The organism is Shimia sp. R11_0 (assembly GCF_017744035.1).
Lineage (GTDB): Bacteria > Pseudomonadota > Alphaproteobacteria > Rhodobacterales > Rhodobacteraceae > Shimia > Shimia marina.
Window position 1 is genome coordinate 13,792 of sequence record NZ_JAGHQY010000014.1, and the last position, 19,761, is coordinate 33,552.

The 19,761-nt window shown below is 58.9% G+C and carries 18 protein-coding genes and 2 tRNA genes; 7 read left to right on the top strand and 13 right to left on the bottom strand.

Translation table 11 applies throughout. The features are described 5' to 3' along the window. Positions 1-31: 31 nt before the first annotated feature. From J7382_RS19210 to J7382_RS19235, 6 genes are all read right to left on the bottom strand, one after another. Positions 32-808 (bottom strand): SDR family NAD(P)-dependent oxidoreductase, encoded by a 777-nt coding sequence (locus J7382_RS19210; protein ID WP_209070627.1) that lies wholly within the window; start codon positions 806-808, stop codon positions 32-34. A gap of 1 nt (position 809) precedes the next feature. After that, on the bottom strand, positions 810-1,835 hold the full coding sequence (locus J7382_RS19215) for a phosphotransferase family protein (protein ID WP_209070610.1): 1,026 nt from the start codon (positions 1,833-1,835) through the stop codon (positions 810-812). Between the two features lie 35 nt (positions 1,836-1,870). After that, positions 1,871-2,533, bottom strand: coding sequence for a histidine phosphatase family protein (locus J7382_RS19220; RefSeq protein WP_209070611.1), 663 nt, complete (start codon positions 2,531-2,533; stop codon positions 1,871-1,873). A gap of 5 nt (positions 2,534-2,538) precedes the next feature. Continuing rightward, positions 2,539-3,528, bottom strand: coding sequence for a nitronate monooxygenase family protein (locus tag J7382_RS19225; protein ID WP_209070612.1), 990 nt, complete (start codon positions 3,526-3,528; stop codon positions 2,539-2,541). Positions 3,529-3,687: 159 nt separating this feature from the next. Continuing rightward, on the bottom strand, positions 3,688-4,581 hold the full coding sequence (locus tag J7382_RS19230) for an alpha/beta hydrolase (protein ID WP_209070613.1): 894 nt from the start codon (positions 4,579-4,581) through the stop codon (positions 3,688-3,690). 3 nt (positions 4,582-4,584) lie between these two features. Continuing rightward, entirely contained in the window at positions 4,585-6,210 is a 1,626-nt protein-coding gene (locus J7382_RS19235; RefSeq protein WP_209070614.1) for a long-chain-fatty-acid--CoA ligase, read from the bottom strand. 217 nt (positions 6,211-6,427) lie between these two features. Here J7382_RS19235 and J7382_RS19240 point away from each other — a divergent pair, with 217 nt between their 5' ends. After that, a complete protein-coding gene (locus J7382_RS19240; protein WP_209070615.1) occupies positions 6,428-7,339 on the top strand; it encodes a pirin family protein in 912 nt (303 codons plus the stop codon). Positions 7,340-7,411: 72 nt separating this feature from the next. Here J7382_RS19240 and J7382_RS19245 read toward each other — a convergent pair whose 3' ends face one another. Further along, positions 7,412-7,999, bottom strand: a complete 588-nt coding sequence (locus J7382_RS19245) for a TetR/AcrR family transcriptional regulator (protein WP_209070616.1) — start codon at positions 7,997-7,999, stop codon at positions 7,412-7,414. A 142-nt stretch (positions 8,000-8,141) separates the two neighbouring features. Between J7382_RS19245 and J7382_RS19250 the strand changes: the two genes are divergently transcribed. From J7382_RS19250 to J7382_RS19275, 6 genes are all read left to right on the top strand, one after another. After that, positions 8,142-8,384, top strand: coding sequence for a hypothetical protein (locus tag J7382_RS19250; protein WP_209070617.1), 243 nt, complete (start codon positions 8,142-8,144; stop codon positions 8,382-8,384). Between the two features lie 96 nt (positions 8,385-8,480). Further along, positions 8,481-9,779 (top strand): homoserine dehydrogenase, encoded by a 1,299-nt coding sequence (locus tag J7382_RS19255; protein ID WP_209070618.1) that lies wholly within the window; start codon positions 8,481-8,483, stop codon positions 9,777-9,779. A gap of 101 nt (positions 9,780-9,880) precedes the next feature. Continuing rightward, positions 9,881-10,855, top strand: coding sequence for a class II fructose-bisphosphatase (gene glpX / locus J7382_RS19260; protein WP_209070619.1), 975 nt, complete (start codon positions 9,881-9,883; stop codon positions 10,853-10,855). 91 nt (positions 10,856-10,946) lie between these two features. After that, complete coding sequence (recJ, locus tag J7382_RS19265; protein WP_209070620.1) at positions 10,947-12,695, top strand: single-stranded-DNA-specific exonuclease RecJ; 1,749 nt, start codon at positions 10,947-10,949, stop codon at positions 12,693-12,695. A 190-nt stretch (positions 12,696-12,885) separates the two neighbouring features. Then, positions 12,886-12,960: transfer RNA gene (locus J7382_RS19270), tRNA-Glu, on the top strand. A 44-nt stretch (positions 12,961-13,004) separates the two neighbouring features. Further along, positions 13,005-13,079: transfer RNA gene (locus J7382_RS19275), tRNA-Glu, on the top strand. Between the two features lie 485 nt (positions 13,080-13,564). On the opposite strand, the gene J7382_RS19280 is transcribed toward J7382_RS19275, so the two are convergent. The 6 genes from J7382_RS19280 to J7382_RS20240 all read right to left on the bottom strand — a co-directional run. After that, positions 13,565-14,059 (bottom strand): TrmO family methyltransferase, encoded by a 495-nt coding sequence (locus tag J7382_RS19280; RefSeq protein ID WP_209070621.1) that lies wholly within the window; start codon positions 14,057-14,059, stop codon positions 13,565-13,567. A gap of 103 nt (positions 14,060-14,162) precedes the next feature. Then, positions 14,163-15,881 carry an ABC transporter ATP-binding protein gene (locus J7382_RS19285; RefSeq protein ID WP_209070622.1) on the bottom strand — a complete coding sequence of 573 codons (1,719 nt, stop codon included), beginning with the start codon at positions 15,879-15,881 and terminating at the stop codon, positions 14,163-14,165. Then, complete coding sequence (locus J7382_RS19290; protein ID WP_209070623.1) at positions 15,881-16,822, bottom strand: ABC transporter permease; 942 nt, start codon at positions 16,820-16,822, stop codon at positions 15,881-15,883. Before J7382_RS19290 ends, J7382_RS19285 begins: the two co-directional genes overlap by 1 nt. Beyond that, positions 16,822-17,802: an ABC transporter permease gene (locus J7382_RS19295; RefSeq protein WP_209070624.1), complete on the bottom strand. Its 981-nt coding sequence runs from the start codon at positions 17,800-17,802 to the stop codon at positions 16,822-16,824. Before J7382_RS19295 ends, J7382_RS19290 begins: the two co-directional genes overlap by 1 nt. A 110-nt stretch (positions 17,803-17,912) precedes the next feature. Further along, positions 17,913-19,478, bottom strand: a complete 1,566-nt coding sequence (locus J7382_RS19300) for an ABC transporter substrate-binding protein (protein WP_209070625.1) — start codon at positions 19,476-19,478, stop codon at positions 17,913-17,915. 217 nt (positions 19,479-19,695) lie between these two features. Next, on the bottom strand, positions 19,696-19,761 hold a 66-nt coding region (locus J7382_RS20240; protein ID WP_209070628.1), incomplete at its 5' end, for a hypothetical protein.

Genomic DNA, 19,761 nt, shown 5'->3' on the forward strand with positions numbered 1-19,761 from the left:
ATCGCCGGGCCTTGCCCTATGGTTATGTCGATCAAACAGCCGTCAGGCCACCGTCTATGGCAATCGCTTGGCCGGTCATGAAACTGTTCTCCGGCGCATTGATCCACAACATGGCTTGCACCACCTCCTCCGGCTCAGACACACGGCGCATGGGCACACGGCTGGCGATCTGTTTCAACGTGTCTTCCCGGTTCAACCCTGTTCGGGTGCCAACAACCTCTGCCATTTCATCCACCATCGGCGTCGCCGAAAATGACGGACACAGCGCATTCACGCGAATGCCACGGGTGGCGTTTTCATCCGCCGCAGCTTTGGTCAACCCAACAACTGCATGTTTGGCGGCGGCATAAAGCGACAAATGCGCCGCCCCCACAAGTCCGGCAGCAGAGGCCACATTCAGAATCGCGCCTGCCCCGACCTGCTGCATCAGCGGGATCTGATACTTCATACACAGGAACACCCCTTTGGCATTCACATTCATCATCACGTCAAAATCATCAGTGGTGAGAAATTGCAGCGGGCGCACATCATGACCGATGCCCGCATTGTTGATCCCCACATCAATGCCCCCGAAGCGCTGCGCAATATGCGCCACATGCTGCGCAACCTGCGCCTCCTCCGCAACATTCACCACATCACTCACGACCTCGACACCGTCGCTTTCAAGCCCAGCCACCACATCACGCAACGCCGCTTCGTTGATGTCTGAAAGACCCAGCTTCGCCCCCTGCGCGGCAAATCTCTTTGCTGCCATCGCACCAAAACCGCTGGCCGCCCCGGTGATCATCACCACCTTGTCCTGATACATCTTATCCACGTTGTGTCGCCTCCAATCCGGCCATGGCAAACATGGGCACAAAGCTTCCAAGCTTGGCCGCGCGTTCGGGATCTGACGCATTGCCATCCAGCGCGCGTTTTTTGACCCCCTGAATAATGGCCGCCATGCGAAAGAAGCAAAACGCCAGATAGAAGCCGAATTTTTCAATACCCGGCAGTCCCATCCGCGCACAATAGGACGCGATGAATTCTTCGTCCGTCGGCAACCCCAAAGCCGCACGATCCACGCCAGCAAGCCCCCGTCCCTCATGGCCCGGCGGCATCTGCCACTGCATGATCACTGCGGCGAGATCCGCATAGGGATGCCCGATGGTGGAAAGCTCCCAATCCAACACCGCCAGAACTTCAGCGCGATCCTTGGCAAACAGCATATTATCGATGCGATAATCCCCATGCACCAAGCTGCGTTTGCCATCATCTGCGGGAATATTGGCTGCAAGCCAGTCAATCAACGCATCCATCTGCGGCACAGCCTCGGTCTCAGAGGCGCGGTACTGCTTGGTCCAGCGCCCGACCTGACGTTCAAAGTAATTTCCTTCAGGGCCGTAATCCGACAGGCCCACCGCCGCAATATCCACAGAATGGATCGCGGCCAGCACACGCCCCATCTCATCAATCACCGCCGCGCGTTCTGATGTGGTGAGATCTGGCAAGCGTGGGTCGTCAAAATTGCGCCCCTCAACAAAGTCCATGACATAAAAGGCAGATCCGATCACATCATCGTCTTCACACAACAGGTGCATATTGGCGACCGGCACGTCTGTGCCCGCAAGGGCCTTTTGCACCCGGAACTCACGATCCACCGCATGCGCGGATTTCAGCAAAACACCGGGGGGCTTGCGGCGCAACACATACTGCCCTGATGCACTGTCCAGCCGAAAGGTTGGATTGGATTGGCCCACATCAAATTTTGTCGCCTCAATCGGACCGGAAAAGCCCTCAAGCTGCCCCTCCAACCACCGCTCTACGGCTTTGGTATCAAATGTGGTTGCGTCCATAACACCCTCCCTCCATGCCACGCCGCCCCAATAGCTCAGCTATAGGTCAGCATTTCGTCTTCATTGCTTGCTTCAATGTGCGGTGTGTCATTGAACCCATTCAGCCAGACTTGACCTTTGGTCATCACAAACCGGGCAACAGCACAGTTTTTCACCTGCAATTGCAAAAGGATCATCTGCTCGGCTGGCGCATCCAACACATCGGCCACCGTCCGGCCAATGGCACCCCCAGAGCTGACCGCAAGCGGGGTCTTCGCACCGGAGGCGACGACAATGGCGCGCGCTTCACGGACCCGGTTGGTGAAAGCCGCAAAACTTTCCGGTGGATTTTCAATCTCGTCGCGCTGCCACTCCAAAACCGTATCGCGCAAAATGCGAAAATGGGTTTTGCGATCACTGTGCAGATCGGCGGGCTTGTCGGCGCGGTTGCGATACCGCGCCTCCAAAAGCCCGCCAAAATCAAATTCGTTCCACCCCGGCACCACAATCGGGGTCATCCCGCTGCCCAGCGCACGTTCAATGCCTTCCCAAGTCTGTCGATGGCGTTTCTGCCCCCCGACAAACACCGCATCCGGCATGACACCCTGACGTTTCAGCGCCGCGCCCAAAGCCTCAGACTGGCGGTGACCGAGCTCTGACAGATTGTCATAGTCAGCGGCGCCAAAACTCGCCTGAGCATGACGTATGAGGTGGAACATCTGGCTCACTTCATACGGTCCTGAAGCCGCTCCCAAGCCGCGATATATTCGCGCTCAAGCCGATCCACCAGATGGGACACAGGCCCCACCTCTTTGACGGCACCGATACCCTGACCAGACCCCCAGATGGTTTTCCAGGCTTTGGGCTTCTCCTTGTCACCGCCAAAGTCCATATCTTTGACACTGCCCATCGGCAGGTTGTCCGGATCCATGCCTGCGTTCTCCACAGATCCCTTAAGATAATTGCCCCAGACGCCGGTAAAGAGCGAGGAATAGACAATGTCATCCGCACCGCTATCCACGATCATATCCTTATAGCCCTGCACCGCATTGGCCTCCTCGGTCGCGATGAACGGCGAGCCAATATAGCCGAGATCTGCCCCCATGGCCTGCGCAGCCAAAAGCGATGCTCCTGTGCCGATGGAGCCGGACAACAGCAGAGGCCCATCAAACCACTCGCGAATTTCGCTGATGAGAGCGAGGGGGGACTGCGGACCTGCATGCCCACCGGCACCAGCGGCCACCGCGATCAGACCATCGGCGCCTTTCTCAATCGCCTTCTTGGCAAATTTGTTGTTGATGATGTCGTGCAATGCGATACCGCCGCAATCATGGGCCGCATCATTGACCTCTTTGCGCGCCCCAAGCGAGGTGATCCAGACAGGCACCTTATGCTTGTGGCAAAGCTCAATGTCGCGCTCCAGCCGGGTGTTGGAGCGATGCACGATCTGATTGACCGCAAATGGTGCGGCCGGGCGGTCCGGGTTTTCTTGATTGTGACGGTCCAGCTCTTCGCGGATCTGCGTGAGCCAGGTGTCCAGAAGTGGGTGGTCGCCCTCGCCTTCGCGTGCGTTCAGCGCGGGGAAACTGCCTATGATGCCTGCCTTACACTGGGCAATGACCAGTGCGGGTACGGAAATGATAAACAAAGGCGAAGCAACTGCGGGGATACGCAGACCTTGCAGAGCCTTTGGAAGGTGGCTGTCACCAGACATGATTAACTCCTGTGTTTGGTGGCAGGATAAGGCCCCCTGCCGCGCGGACAAACAAGAGCCTGCAAAAGTAACATGACGTCACATCATCGGAGATCCGCAGAGCGCAGCCTTAACCATCCCCGAAAGAACGGCTGAAACAGAAGGCAAAGCTCCTGCACATCAGGCTTGTCCCAAGAACGCGCGGATCTGCGCCGCAACCTCTCCCGGTTTCTGATGCAAGAGCCAGTGGTCCGCGTTAGCAATGCTTCGCTGTGTCAGATCTTCACAGAGTTCCGACAGCCCCGCATAGCTTTCGGGCAACAACGCTGTGTCATTTTCTCCCCAAAGCAAGAGATGTGGCATCGCCACACGCAACATCTCAGCAGGCAGGTTCGGCAAATCCTCCGCAGTAAGCGGAACACCGGGGGCAGCCACTTTCAGGCTTGAGGCGCGATACCAGTTGACCATGCCCCGCAGTTGGCGTGCATCGCCCCAAGCGGCCTGATAGGCACCCCGCTTTTCTGCGGTCATCCAAGACATATCCATTTGATCAGAAAACAATCCCAACAGACGGGCATGATCATTGGCGCAGAGTTTTTCCTCTGAGCCCTCGGCGCGCAGCCACTCAATATACTGACTGGCCTCAGACTGCGCCCCACCCGCCGCAAGCGCGCGCTGGAAGGGTATGGGATGCACCCCATTGGCGATGATCAGCCGCGCAAAGCGCTCCGGATGCCGAAAGGCCAGACCATAGGCCACCGCCGCCCCCCAATCATGCCCCAAGACCGCTGCGATCGGTTTGGCTGGGCTGAAATGGTTCAATACAGCCGCCGCATCCGCAATCAGCTTGCTTGGCACATAATCTGCAACTTCGGCGGGTCGCCAGCTTTGCCCATAGCCTCGCTGATCTGGTGCAATACAGAAAAAATCATCTTGCAAATGCGGGATCAGATCAAAAAAGGCACCGGAATACTCCGGAAAGCCGTGCAACATTAGAATCGCAGGCTTGGCAGGATCACCGGCCACGACAACATGAAAGTCATGGCCAGCGATAATGAGCGTTTCGCTGCGCAAGTGTTACACCATGTCAGGCAACTTATGGTCGGCAAACTGCTTTCGCAGCGTGAGTTTGGAGACTTTGCCAGTCGCCGTCATCGGCAGTTCTTCGACAAACACCACATCGTCAGGCAGCTGCCATTTGGCAAAATGCTCTTCCAGCAGTGTCATCAGTTCACTGACCTCCGGCTTGCCGTCCGGCCCCGGCACCACAACCAGCAACGGGCGCTCGTCCCACTTGGGATGGGCCACGGCGATCACGGCACAATTGGCCACCTTTGGATGTGCCATCACGGTATTTTCCAGATCGAGCGAGCTGATCCATTCGCCGCCAGATTTGATAAGGTCTTTGGCACGGTCGGTGATGGTCAGGTAGCCATGGCCATCAATGGTCGCCACATCCCCGGTGCCAAACCAGCCATCGGCATCAAAAGCCCCTGCGTTGGCCTCTTCGTTCTCAAAATAACCCGCCGTGATGTTGTTGCCGCGCACAAACAACTCGCCAGCGGCTTCGCCGTCATGGGGCAGACGTTTGCCATCTTCATCAACAATTTTCAGATCCACACCAAAGATGCGCCGCCCCTGACAGGATTTGATCGCCACACGCTCTTCCAATGTGCGGTCTTCCAGATGCACGGGAAGGTTGCCCAAAGTGCCTACCGGGCTCATTTCCGTCATACCCCAGGCGTGACAGACGTTGACGCCGTTTTCCTCAAAATAGGTGATCATGCTGGCTGGCGCAGCGGAGCCGCCAATCACCAGATCCCCCAGCCCATGCGGCATGCGGCCCCGCTTGGCCATCTCTCCCTGAAGGCCCAGCCACACCGTCGGCACACCCCAAGCGGAATAGACATCTTCGTTTTCCATCAAGTCAAACAGGCTCGCCCCATCCAGAGCCCCGCCCGGGAACACAAGCGACGCGCCCGTCAGCAGAGCAATGAAGGGAAGCCCCCAGGCGTTCACGTGGAAAAGTGGCACCACCGGCAGAATGCGTTTGCCCGGCTGACAGACATGCGGCATCGAGAGCCCCACTGTCATCGCATGCAACACCGTGGAGCGATGGGTATAAAGCGTGCCCTTTGGGTTCCCTGTGGTGCCTGAGGTATAGCAGAGACCTGCGGCCGTATCTTCCGGCAACTCTGGCCAATCAAAACTCTCAGATTGCGCGGCGAGCAACTCCTCATAGCAGAGGAAGTCACCCTCTGGCATATGGTCCCGATCGGTCATCACCACCACTTTGAGGCCTTCAGGCCATTGCGCGCGCAGTGCATTGACCAGCGGCACAAAGGTCGTGTCCACAAACAGCATGGTATCTTTTGCATGCGTGACGATATAGGTCATCTGCTCCGCTGACAGGCGCGGATTGATGGTGTGGCACACCCCCCCGGCACCGGAAATGGCGTAATAGAGCTCAAGATGGCGGTAACCATTCCATGCCAAAGTGGCGATACGATCCCCCACCTGCATCCCCTCCGCCTGAAGGGCGTTGGCAAGCCGCGCCACACGCAACGCCATTTCAGCATAGGTCTGACGGTGCAGGTCGCCTTCGGTACGCACCGAAACCACTTCGCCTGTTGGGTGAATTTCCGCCGCAAATTTGAGAATGTCCGCAATATTGAGCGGACGCATCATCATAGACCCTAGCATAGTAGGCCTCCCTGCCTGTGGATATCATGTGGCGCGGAGCATACGCCCAAGCATGAGACAGAGGGAAGAACGGTTGCATAGTGCCGCTACGTCGCTCTCCCCAAAGTTTTGCGACCTCCTCAAAACCTTCTGTGCGCAGATACACAGCATCCGCGCGGGCACGTCAGTTTTCCAAAGCGTCTATCGTCTCTATTTTTCTGGGGAAAGGAGAGACACCATGTCAATCAGACCAATACTGGAACAGCGCAAGGCTGTCCCCGCAATGGAAGGCGCAGGGGTTCACCTGCACCGTGTGTTTGGATTTCAAGACCCTACCGAGCTTGATCCCTTCCTGATGATGGATCACTTCCGAAATGATGATCCGCGCCTGTACGAGGCCGGTTTTCCCTGGCATCCGCATCGCGGCATTGAAACCATCACCTATGTGATTGATGGCGCTGTGGAACATCAGGACAGCCTGGGCAACACCGGCAATCTGGGAGCGGGCGACGTGCAATGGATGACCGCCGGGCGCGGCATCCTGCATCAGGAAATGCCCACCGCCAATGCACAGGGAGTGAACCACGGTTTTCAGCTCTGGGCCAACCTGCCGCGTGATCTGAAAATGACCGATCCCCGCTATCAGGATGTCACCGCCAGAGAAATCCCAGAAGTCATGGAGGATGACGGCACCAAAGTGCGCGTGATCATCGGCAGCTTTTGGGGGCAACGAGGGCCTGTGGATGGAATTGCCGCGGATCCCATGTTTCTGGATGTCACCGTGCCAGCAGGCGTAAAAAAGACCTTCCCGATCGACACCCGCCGCCGAGCCTTTGCCTATGTCTTTGAAGGCGATGCGGCCTTTGCCGATGCCAGCCAACCGACCGGCATCTTGCTCGAAAAGGAGGTGGCAGGCGAAGAGCTCAACATCCGCGACCTGAGCGGAGACCGCACGCTCATTCGCTTCGGATCAGGCGACGAAGTCACCGTGCAGGCGGGAGAGCAAGGCGTGCGGTTTCTTCTGGTTTCAGGCCAGCCCATTCAGGAGCCTGTGGCGTGGCACGGCCCCATTGTGATGAACACCCAAGCCGAGCTGCAACAGGCCTTCACTGAGCTGCGCAATGGCACATTCATCCAACCAGCCCACTGAACAAGCTGGCGGTGGCAGACCTCCGCCAGCCTTCAAGGCTTTGCAACTCGCGTCAAAGATCTGGCGTGGGTATCACGCCCTAACCGCTTTGCGCACCATATCCCAATAGATCTGCTCCACCTCTTCCAGAGACAGCCGCCCCCCCTCACGAAACCATGTATTCACTCCGGTCAACATAGCGATCACCGCCATGGTGGTGACCTTCGGGTCCGCCACCGTAAAATCCCCGCTGATCACTCCCGCCCGCAGGATCTCTTCCAGCTGATCCTCATAGGCGCGCCGCAACGCTTCAATCTCTGCGAAATTTTCAGGGCTCAGATTGCGCAGTTCCATATAGGCAATGAACACCTCATCGGGGCGCTCAGAGTGAAACCGAATGTGCATGCGCGTGAAGGTTTCCAGCGCGGCCGCAGGCGACGGAGGTGTCGCCAGCGCCGCCCGAGAGGCCAGCAACTCGTCCATATGGGTTTTCATAAGATCAAACAGCAAACTCTGTTTGTCTGGTGTGTAGTTATAAAGCGCCCCCGCCTGCACCCCAACATCGCGTGCAATCTGGCGCATCGACACGGCCGCATAGCCATGTTGCGCAAACAAAGTAAGCGCGGCCTTGCGCACGCGGGGGCCGGTGATACCGGAATGAGAGCCTTGTGTTCGTGCCATTTCCTCAGGCTATCTGAACATATGTTCTTTTAAAACCCCGCCATTCGGTGTGCAAACCGAGCTTACGGGCTATTGGTGACTTGTATGACGCGTCATACCCGGTCCATAACCATGTCTGACAAAGCAGCATGAGGAACACAGGGTGACCCGTCTTTTGAAATGCCATAGCGGCCTTTTGGCTGTGCTTGCAAGCCTTGCAAGCTGCGGTCAAATTCCCGGTCTCGATGCGGCACTAGAAGAGCGCAATGCAGGCACGGAATATCCCGATATCCTCCCCGCCTCAGAGTTACCCACTCCAGCGCCACCTCGGCTCACGGAAACCACCGAGGCCGAGCTGGAAGCCCGACGCGCCCGTCTCGAACGCCGCGCCGCCGCTTTGCAGTAAAGATCGGGCCTGCGCTGCGTTGCGCAGCCCGCCAAGAGCCGATACACGGCACATCAACACAACCAACCAGACCATCACTTTTTGAGGACGTGCCCCATGACCAACTCCCAGCCTTCTCCGCTTCGCCTTGGGATTGCCGGACTGGGCACCGTCGGCGTTGGCGTGATCAAGATCGTGCGCCAAAAGGCCAATCTTCTGGCCGCCCGCACAGGCCGCCCCATTGAAATCACCGCAGTCAGCGCCCGTTCCAAAGATAAGGACCGCGGTGTCTCCTTGGCCGGATATGCTTGGGAGGATGATCCTGTCGCCCTGGCCAAGCGCGACGATGTGGACGTTTTTGTCGAACTGATGGGGGGCGAAGACGGCCCCGCCAAAGACGCCATCGAAGCGGCTCTGGCACTGGGCAAAGATGTGGTGACCGCCAACAAGGCGCTGCTCGCCCACCATGGTCAAGCGCTGGCTGAAACCGCCGAGGACAAAGGCGCTGTCATCCGTTTTGAAGCGGCCGTGGCCGGCGGTATCCCGGTGATCAAAGCCCTCACCGAAGGTCTGGCGGGCAACGAAATCACCCGCGTGATGGGCGTGATGAACGGCACCTGCAACTATATCCTGACACGTATGCAGGATGCGGGCCTGCCCTATGATGAGGTTTTTGCCGAAGCCGATGCTTTGGGCTATCTGGAGGCAGACCCAAATCTGGATGTCGGCGGCATTGATGCCGGCCATAAGCTCTCCCTGCTCTCCGCCATCGCTTTCGGTACACAGGTGGATTTTGACGGCGTTGAGCTGGAAGGCATTCAGCGCATTTCGATCGAAGACATCCATCAGGCCGCTGAACTCGGTTATAAGATCAAACTGCTGGGGGTGACCCAAATGACTGGGCGCGGACTGGAACAGCGCATGTCCCCCTGCCTTGTGCCCGCTGACAGTCCTCTGGGCCAGCTCACCGGCGGCACCAATATGGTGGTGATCGAAGGCGACGCTGTGGAGCAGGTGGTCTTGCGTGGTCCCGGCGCCGGCGAAGGCCCCACCGCCAGCGCCGTGATGGGCGACGTCTGTGATATTGCCCGCGGCATGCGCCTCTCGACGTTTGGCGTGCCCGCAAAGGCGCTTGTCACCGCAAAGGCCGCGCGTTCCAATTCTCCAGCGCCCTATTATTTGCGCCTCGCGCTGCAAGATCGCCCCGGTGCCATGGCAAAGATCGCCACAGCCCTTGGAGACAACGGCATCAGCATTGATCGCATGCGTCAAACACGCCATGCTGAGGCACATGCGCCGGTGCTTATCGTGACTCACAAAACCCAGCGCGCCGACCTGGACGCTGCCATTGAAGCCATGCGCGCCACCGGCGTGATGGCCGCAGATCCGGTGGCCCTGCGCATTGAACAGATTTAAGTAGACGGATTTTCAGCCCCAAAGGGGCGCACGGCAGACTTGTGAGCGGCGCGCCCCTGCGATAATCGGTATTTTAAAACGCATATAAGGACCTCCTCCCAATGTCTCAAAAGCCGGAATTTCACGACCGCATGTTGTCCCTTGGCTTGGCCCGTGTGGCCGAGCAAGCCGCCATTGCCTCTGCTGCCCTGATCGGCAACGGCGATGAGAAGGCCGCCGATCAGGCCGCCGTAAACGCCATGCGCGAACAGTTGAACCTGCTGGACATCGCGGGCGTGGTTGTCATCGGCGAAGGTGAGCGCGACGAAGCGCCCATGCTCTACATTGGCGAAGAAGTGGGCACTGGCAACGGCCCCGGCGTGGACATTGCGCTGGACCCGCTGGAAGGCACCACGCTGACCGCCAAAGACATGCCAAACGCGCTGACCGTGATCGCAATGGGCCCGCGCGGCTCCATGCTGCACGCACCTGACACCTATATGGACAAGCTGGCCATTGGCCCAGGCTATCCTGAAAATGTCGTGTCTCTGGACATGAGCCCAAAAGAACGCGTCGAAGCCCTGGCCAAGGCCAAAGGCTGTGACACCACCGATATCACCGTCTGCATTCTGGAGCGTCCGCGCCACGAAGACATGATCGACGAAGTCCGCGCCACCGGTGCTTCCATTCGCCTCATCACTGATGGCGATGTGGCTGGTGTGATGCACTGCGCCGAATCGGAAGAAACCGGCATCGACATGTATATGGGCCGCGGCGGCGCACCAGAGGGTGTTCTGGCCGCTGCCGCACTGAAATGCATGGGCGGCCAGATGTGGGGCCGTCTGGTGTTCCGAAATGATGACGAGCGCGCCCGTGCCGCCAAAACCGGCATCACCGATCTGGATCGCATTTATTCTCGCGACGAGATGGTCACACAGGACGTCATCTTTGCCGCAACCGGCGTGACCGGCGGATCTCTGCTGCCCCGTATCAAACGCACCCCTGGCTGGATCGAAACCGAAACCCTGCTGATGCGCTCCAAATCCGGTTCTGTCCGGCGCGTGACCTACCGCGCGCCTGTAGATCAGACCTCTTGAACCTGATCCGCATCCTTGATTGACTGGGCCACGCGCCCGCCTTTGATGGCCCGCCTTCTGGCGGGCCTTTTCACACGATGAAAGCCCCTCCATGACTGACTTCCTTGGTGTTTCTGAAAGCCTGACCGGACGACGTTGGGTGGGACCAGATGTCGAAACAACGCGCGCCGCCGAGCTGCTGGCACAGGACACAGCGCTGCCGCCAGCGCTCTGCGCGGTGCTTGCACGCCGGGGCGTGTCCGCAGCCGAAGCCGCAGGGTTTCTTGAACCTAAGCTGGTGGATCTGCTGCCGGATCCGCGCACACTCAAAGACATGGAGGCCGCCGCACAGCGGTTTCTGACCTCTATGCGCCAACGCCAGCGCATCGCCGTCTTTGCCGACTACGATGTGGATGGCGGCACCTCGGCCGCCCTGCTGATCACTTGGCTGCGCACGATGGGCCTGCCTGCAACGCTCTATGTGCCGGATCGCATTGATGAAGGCTATGGCCCCAATGAACCTGCCATGGCGGCCTTGGCCAAAGACCATGACCTGATCATCTGCGTGGACTGCGGCACCCTCAGCCACGCGCCCATCGCCGCTGCCAAAGGCGCCGATGTGATTGTGCTCGACCACCACCTCGGCGGCGAAACCCTGCCAGACTGCGTCGCTGTGGTGAATCCCAACCGACAGGATGAAAGCGGCGACCTCGCGCATCTCTGCGCCGCCTCCGTTGTGTTCCTCATGTTGGTGGAAGCCAACCGCCAGATGCGGGAAGTGGATGGCTCACGGGGGCCGGATCTGATGGCGATGCTCGATCTGGTGGCCTTGGGCACGGTTGCCGATGTGGCCCCCCTGATTGGAGTGAACCGTGCGCTGGTGCGGCAGGGTCTGAAAGTCATGGCCCGGCGCGAACGCCCCGGCGTCGCGGCGCTTTCGGATGTCAGCCGCATGGACAGCGCCCCCAACAGCTACCACCTCGGCTTCCTTCTGGGGCCGCGTGTCAATGCTGGAGGTCGTATCGGTCAGGCCGATCTGGGCGCGCGCCTGCTGTCCACGGACAACCCGCAAGAGGCGCAGGCCATGGCGGCCCGTCTGGATGAACTCAACACAGAACGGCGCGATATCGAGGCCGCGGTGCGCGCTGCGGCCATGGCACAGGCCGAAGAGCGCGGCCTTGCCGCCCCGCTGGTCTGGGCCGCAGGCGAAGGCTGGCACCCCGGCGTGGTTGGCATCGTCGCCTCTCGTCTGAAAGAAGCCACCAATCGCCCCGCCATTGTGATCGGTCTGGACGGCGCAGAAGGCAAAGGTTCCGGGCGCTCCATTTCCGGCGTGGATCTGGGCGCCTCAATTCAAAAACTCGCGGCCGAAGGGTTGTTGATCAAAGGCGGCGGGCACAAGATGGCCGCAGGCCTCACCGTCGCCCGCGATCAACTGGAACCTGCCATGCAGCGCCTGACAGAGTTGATGGCAAAACAAGGCGCTGGCGATATGGGGCCTGCGGACCTGAAACTCGACAGCCTGCTAATGCCCACCGCTGCCTCCGTGGAGCTGATCACCGACATCGAAAAAGCCGGTCCCTTTGGCGCCGGGGCTCCAGCTCCGCGCTTTGCCTTTCCTGATGTGGAGATTCGCTTCACCAAACGCGTAGGAGAAAGCCATCTTAAGCTGACCTTTGGCGACGGATTCGGGGCGCGCATCGATGCCATCGCCTTTGGCGCTTACGACACCCCATTGGGCACCGCGCTCGAATCGCACGGAGGGGCTCGCTTCCACCTCGCAGGTCGGCTTGAGGTCAACACTTGGGGTGGCCGCCAATCGGTGCAGCTGCGCCTGGAGGACGCAGCAAAAGCCGGCTAATCCCCATGCTGCCTTCCTCTTGATGCCAATATCCTGGGGGAATCGCGGCCGCGCCGCGATGGGGGCAAAGCCCCCAAGCAACGGCCCAAACAGTTGCAAACAGCTTTCTTGAAAAAATCACCGCAAGCCTCAAATTTCCGCTTGCGCCCATCCGCACCATTCACTAGATACGCCTCACGCTTCACAGCGCGTCCCGTTCGTCTATCGGTTAGGACGCCAGGTTTTCAACCTGGAAAGAGGGGTTCGATTCCCCTACGGGATGCCAGTGAAGTTCGGGTTGGAAGGCAACTTCCTGACGCACCCAAAAGCGTCCCGTTCGTCTATCGGTTAGGACGCCAGGTTTTCAACCTGGAAAGAGGGGTTCGATTCCCCTACGGGATGCCACTTCACCTCACATTTTATAGAAGTCCTTACTGATATCCGCACTGATTGTCGGTGTCCGTGTGACCTACCCGTGCGCATGTGTGACAGATAATACCGCTTGCAAAAGATATGCCCCCACAAGATCTTCACAGTCCTGACATGAGATTTCATTAACCAATTTTTGGTATCACTGGAATCACCTGATGTAGACGTCTGTGCCTGTCGCAAGGGCAGCACCGGCAGCACTTCCAAGGATGGGGATACAGAAAATGAACATGTCGGTTTGGATTCTGCCACAAGCCGCCCCCCTGAAAAGGGTACCTCGTGACACAGGCCGCGCGCCGAAATACCGGCGCACAGGGGCCTTCCTGCTGGCATCATATCACACCAGCGATTTTAAGATGACCCCTCCGGTAGCTTGCAATCATAATGGGCGTCTCTGGCCTTTCACTTCCCCCACGCGGCCCACGGCAAATACAGGCTGCTAGCGCGTTTCCACATGTATCTCAGCCGAGTTCCGGCGGCACATCCACGGCAGGTGCACTGGGTTTGATGTCCAAAAGCGGCGTGCCGTCAAAACAATCGATGGCATCAATACCAATCCTGCCCATGGCCAGATCCAGAGATGTGATCCGCACCGCCGCCAGCGAAATCGGATTGGGACGGTTGGGTGCACGCAGGGCGAAACTGCCACGTGCCTCTGTCAGATGCCGGGGCCGCTGAGTGATCAGATCGCGCCGCGCCTGATGCATCCAGTAAAACAGCAAAATCCCATCCCCCACAGACAGCCCTGTCAGCCCTTCCCCGAATCCCGGTTCCAGTGTGAGGGAGGCCCCCTGCCCGCTCTCACGGGCGCGGGTGACATTCTTGGGGCAATTGCCGCGCTGCCACGGGGTGTGGATGCGGCCAATGAAGCGCAGCTCTGCATCCACGCGGTCCAGGGGATCAAATCCAAGCTGGCTTTCGCCGTCGCGAATCTCCGAGGGCTGCTCTTCTGACATGTCTTTCTCCTTGAACTTGAAGGACATCCTGCCCAACAGCCGCCCCCTGCGCCATAAAAAAGCGCCGCTCAATGGCGGCGCTTTCTGCGGTTATGTCTGACAGTTAGACGATTTCGCCTTCCAGCCCTTCGGTGGAGAGCCCCTCAAGCCTTGGCATGAGGCTCAGAAGCTCCTGCGTGTAGGCCTGTTGAGGGCTGGCAAAGAGGGTTTCGGTGTCGGCCACCTCCACCATCTGCCCCTGACGCATCACGCCCACACGGTCACACATCTGGCGCACCACCGGCAGGTCGTGGCTGATGAAGAGCATGGTCAGGCCCAGATGCTCCTGAAGATCCTTGAGGATGTTCAGGATCTGCGCCTGAATGGAGACATCCAGCGCCGAGGTCGGCTCGTCACAGATCAGGAAGCGCGGCTGGGTGGCCAGCGCACGCGCAATCGAGATCCGCTGGCGCTGACCGCCGGAGAACTCATGCGGGTATTTGCGCCCGGCCTCAGAGCCAAGCCCCACACGCTCCAGCAGCTCATCCACGCGGTGCTGAATGGCGTCGCCTTCCAGCAGCTTGTGGTGGCGCACCGGCTCTGCAATGATCTCATCCACCCGCATGCGCGGGTTGAGGCTTGAGAAAGGATCCTGAAAGATCATCTGGATCTGGCGGCGATAGCTTTCCAGATCCTTGGCGGTCTTGAGGCTGGTGACCTCCTGATCGTCAAAAAAGATCTTGCCGCCATTGGTCTGATACAGCGTGGCAATCATCCGCGCGACGGTGGATTTGCCCGAGCCGCTTTCGCCCACAATGCCAAAGACCTCGCCTTCGCGGATGTCAAAGCTGACCTGATCCACAGCAGTGAAATACTTGCGCCGCGACGGAATGATCGACCCGCTTTGCAGGAAGGTTTTGGTGAGCCCCTCAACCTTCAGAAGCGTGCCGGATTTGGTTGGCTCCGGGCGCTTCCAGTTGCGCGCAAGATCTTCGATCTCAAAGGTGATCTGACGCCCCCCGTAAGAGAGCTGCGGGAAACGATGCACCTTCAGCGTGGGGCGTGGCACGGCTGCAATGAGCGATTTGGTATACTCATGCTGCGGGGCGCCCAGCACCTGCTCGGTGCTGCCGCTTTCCACAACCTCACCCTGATACATCACGGTCACCTTGTCGGTGGTGTCCGCAATCACACCCATGTCGTGGGTGATCAGGATCACGCCGGTCTGCCGCTCCCGCGCCAGCTCCTTGATCAGATCAAGGATCTGCGCCTGAATGGACACGTCCAGCGCCGTGGTGGGTTCATCCGCGATGATCACATCCGGCTCAGAGCAGAGCGCAAGCGCAATCACCACCCGCTGGCGCATGCCACCAGAGAACTGGTGCGGATATTGATTGATGCGCTCGCTCGGGTTGGGAATGCCCACCCGATCGAGGAGCTCAATCGCGCGCGCCTTGCTGTCTGCATCGGAAAGCTTGAGGTGGAACTGGATGGTTTCCACCAATTGCTGGCCCACAGTCAGCAGCGGGTTCAGCGAGGTCAGCGGATCCTGAAAGATCATGGAGATCTTGGCCCCGCGCAGCGCACGCATGCCTTCGGCATCGCGCCCGCTGACCGCCTCGCCCTTAAAGCTCACCGTGCCGCCCGCGATATGACCGGGACGTTCCAGCAGACCCATCACGGCAGCGCCGATGGTGGATTTGCCCGCGCCAGATTCGCCCACAAGACCGTGGATTTCGCCGGGCTCGACTGCGAGGTTGGCTTTGTTCACTGCCACAAACAGCTTGCGACGGGTCGGGAAGTGGACCGACAGGCCCTCGATATCAAGAAGTGTGTCGCTCATCACTGCAGCCTCGGGTTCAATGCATCACGCAGCCAGTCGCCCAGCAGGTTCACAGACAGCGCCAACGCCAGAAGCGTGACAGAGGGGAACAGCAGAATCCACCATTCGCCGGAGAACAGGAACTGTTGCCCGATGCGGATCAGCGTGCCCAGCGACGGCTGGGTTGGCGGTGCGCCCACACCAAGGAACGACAGCGTTGCCTCCGCGATGATAGCCAATGCCAGAGAGATGGTGGCAATCACCAGCACGGGCGACAGCACATTGGGCAGGATGTGACGCAGCATGATGATGCCACGGCCCCGGCCCATCATGCGTGCGGCCTGCACATATTCCTTGTCTTTCTCAACCAGCGTTGCGCCGCGCACCACGCGGGCAAACTGCACCCAGTCTGACAGACCAATCGCAAGGATCAGAACCCAGATCGCCATGGTGTCCTGATGTTCAATCGGGGTGATGCCCTTGGCGATGCCAAAGATCAGCATGGCCACCAGAATGGCGGGGAAAGTCAGCTGCACATCTGCGGCGCGCATGATGAGGGTTTCGACCCAGCCGCCGACATAGCCGGCAATCAGACCCAGCGTAATGCCCAGCACCATGGCAAAGAGCACAGCAGAGAAGCCCACAAACAGCGAAATCCGCATGCCGTAAAGGATGGTGGAAAACACATCGCGCCCCTGATCGTCGGTGCCCAGCCAGAAGGTGTCTCCGGTGAAATCATTGGCGGCCATCGGCGCGGTGAAGCCGTTCATCAGATCCAGTGAGCCCGGATCAAACGGGTCATAAGGCGCAATCAGCGGGGCGAAGATGGCGCTCAGCACCAAGAGCATCACCACAAGGAAGGACACCACGGCCACTGGCGAGCGGCGGAAGTTGTAAGCGAAGTCGCTGTCCCAGGCTTTCGCCAGTCGGGACTGCGGCGCGGTTGAGGTTTGGTCAGACATCAGTGCGCCCCCTTACCATCCGTGCGCAGGCGCGGATCAATTGCAAAATAAAGCAGGTCAACGATCAGGTTGATCGCCACAAACATCACCGAAATCAGCATCAGGTAAGCGGCCATCACAGGGATGTCGACAAACTGGATCGCGTTGATGAACAGGAGCCCCACACCGGGCCACTGGAAGACCGTTTCGGTGATGATCGCAAAGGCGATGATCGAGCCTAGCTGAAGACCTGTGACGGTGATCACCGGCACCAGCGTGTTTTTCAGCGCATGACGGAAATTCACTGTGCGCGCCTTCAGGCCACGAGCACGGGCAAAGCGCACGTAATCCTGCCGCAGCACCTCTAGCATCTCAGAGCGCACCAGACGCATGATCAACGTCATCTGATAAAGCCCCAGCGTGATGGCGGGCAGGATGATCGCCTTCAGCCCCGAAGAGGTCAAAAGCCCCGTGCTCCACCAGCCAAACTGCACCACATCTCCCCTCCCAAACGAGGGCAGCCATCCCAGCTCCACGGCAAAGACATATATGAGGAGGATACCGATGAGGAAGGTCGGCAGAGACACCCCAATCAGCGATATCGACATGATCGCATTAGCAAGAAACCCATCCTTGCGGATCGCCGTAAAGACCCCAAGGCCAATACCGATACTGATGGCAAGAAAACCGCTCACCGCCGCCAGTTCCAGCGTCGCTGGTGCGCGTTCCAGCAGGATTTCCCCCACCGGGCGCCCCTGACGATAGCTCACGCCAAAATCGCCCTGAACGGCGCCTTCGAGGAATTTGTAGTATTGTACGGGAAACGGTTGATCCAGCCCCAGTTCCACCCGCAGGCGGGCGATGTCGGCATCGGTGCGTTCCTGACCCAACAAATTGTCAATCGGGTCGCCAACAAATCGAAACATGCTGAAAGCAACAAGCCCGACGATCAGAAGCACCAAGGCGGACTGCAAGACTCTCTTTATGACATACGTCAGCATCACTGCGTCCTTTTGTGATTATCGGCGTTCCTTGCGCTCTTCTTCAAGTGGGGTCAAGCCAAGGAAATAAGGCGCCAGAGTGTTGCCCGGCGCCCTCTGTATTTGCAGGATTATTGCACGTTGACCCAACGCAGAATAAAGAAGTTATCTGGTCTCTGTGTCAGAGAGATATTGTCCCGTGTGCCCCAAACCAGAGGTTGCACATACATCGGCACATAAGCGGTCTCTTCCTGCAAAATCTGAGCCGATTCATCCAGCATCGCCTGACGTTTGCCATCATCAATCTCAGATTGGATCATCGGCAGAAGCGCATCAATGCGCGCGTTGGAGTAGCCACCAAAGTTCCAGCTGCCCAGCTTTTTCTCTGCATTCGGCGTGGACGCCAGGAAACGGATTGGGTGCTCTGCATCAAAAGTACCCGGGGACCAGCCCAGCAGATACATGTCAAAGTTATCGGCCCGCAGTTCCGGCCAGTAGTTTTGCACCGGCATCGCATCAAGCTGTGCCGTGATCCCCACCTTTGCAAGCATAGATGTCACCGCCTGACAGACCGCCTCATCATTCAGATAGCGGTTGTTGGGGCACTTGAGACCAAACTCAAACCCATCAGCATAGCCTGCCTCCGCGAGCAGCGCCCTGGCACCGTCCACGTCAAAAGTCGGACGTGTGGAGTGCGCCTCAGAATAGCCACGCATGGCCGGACTGACCAACTGACTTGCCGGTTCGGCATTGCCGCGCATGATGGTTTTGAGGATCGCATCCACATTCACCGCCTTGGCCACGGCTTCCCGCACACGGGCGTCTTGGAAAGGGTTCGGCTTGCCTGCGTCTGCACCGTATTTCAGGGTCTCAGCATCCTGTGCAAAGCCCAGCATGATCACGCGGGCCTCAATGCCCTGAATCACCTGAACACCCGCCTGCCCCTGAAGCCGCGCGGCATCCTGAATGGGCACAGGGTTGATCATATCGACTTCACCAGAGAGCAGCGCCGCCACAGCAGTGGCCGCATTCTGAATCGGCGTGAACTCAGCCTTGGTGATGTTGTGGGTGGCTTCGTCCCACCAGCCGTCATGCGGCGCCAGCTCGGTGCGCAGACCGGGCTCGCGCGCAGTGACCTTGAAGGCACCGGTGCCATTGGCGTTGAGCGTGGCGTAGTTGCCGTTTTCTTTATCCGGGCGCGCCGCACTGTTGGCCTCAGCCCAGCCCTTATCCATGATCATCCAATTGGCGATGCTGTCAGGGAAAATCGGGTTGGGCGCAGTGGTGTAAATCTCGATGGTTTGAGCGTCCACCATTTTGACCTCAGACACCGGCGCAAACCAGCTGCGCGTGTCCGAAACTTCGCTGGAGGCGCGCTCATAAGAAAACAGCACATCTTCCGCATCAAAGGTGCTGCCGTCATGGAAAGTCACGCCGTCGCGTAGGTAGAAGCGCCAGCCTTCCCCTTCGCCAATCGGCTCCCAGCTTGTGGCCAGCGCAGGCTCAATGGACATATCTTTGCCCCGACGCACAAGCCCTTCATAAACGTTGTTGAGAAAGCCCAGAACCGGCGCGGAGTTCACCGCATGCGGGTCCATGGTTTGCGGGTCGGTGGTCCCCGCCCATTTGAAGTCTTCCGCCGCAACGGGTGCGGCACAGATTGCAGCAGCCAAGGCCGCAGAGAATACGCGTTTCATTGTTGTCCCCTGTTTTCAACCCGCCGCTCCCGACGGGGCATGCACCATGTCACATCACCAAGTCGTGAAAAGCAAGATCGGCACACATTTTTGTGAACATGTTAACACGAAACGCTGCCGGCGACATCAACAAGGGGCCTGATACCAAACAACTGTCCCAACGCAAAAGAGCCGCCCCGTTGGGCGGCTCTTTCGTTTCGCGTATCAGATGCTCTGATTATTCGACGATTTTGGACACAACACCGGAACCAACGGTGCGGCCGCCTTCACGGATCGCGAAGCG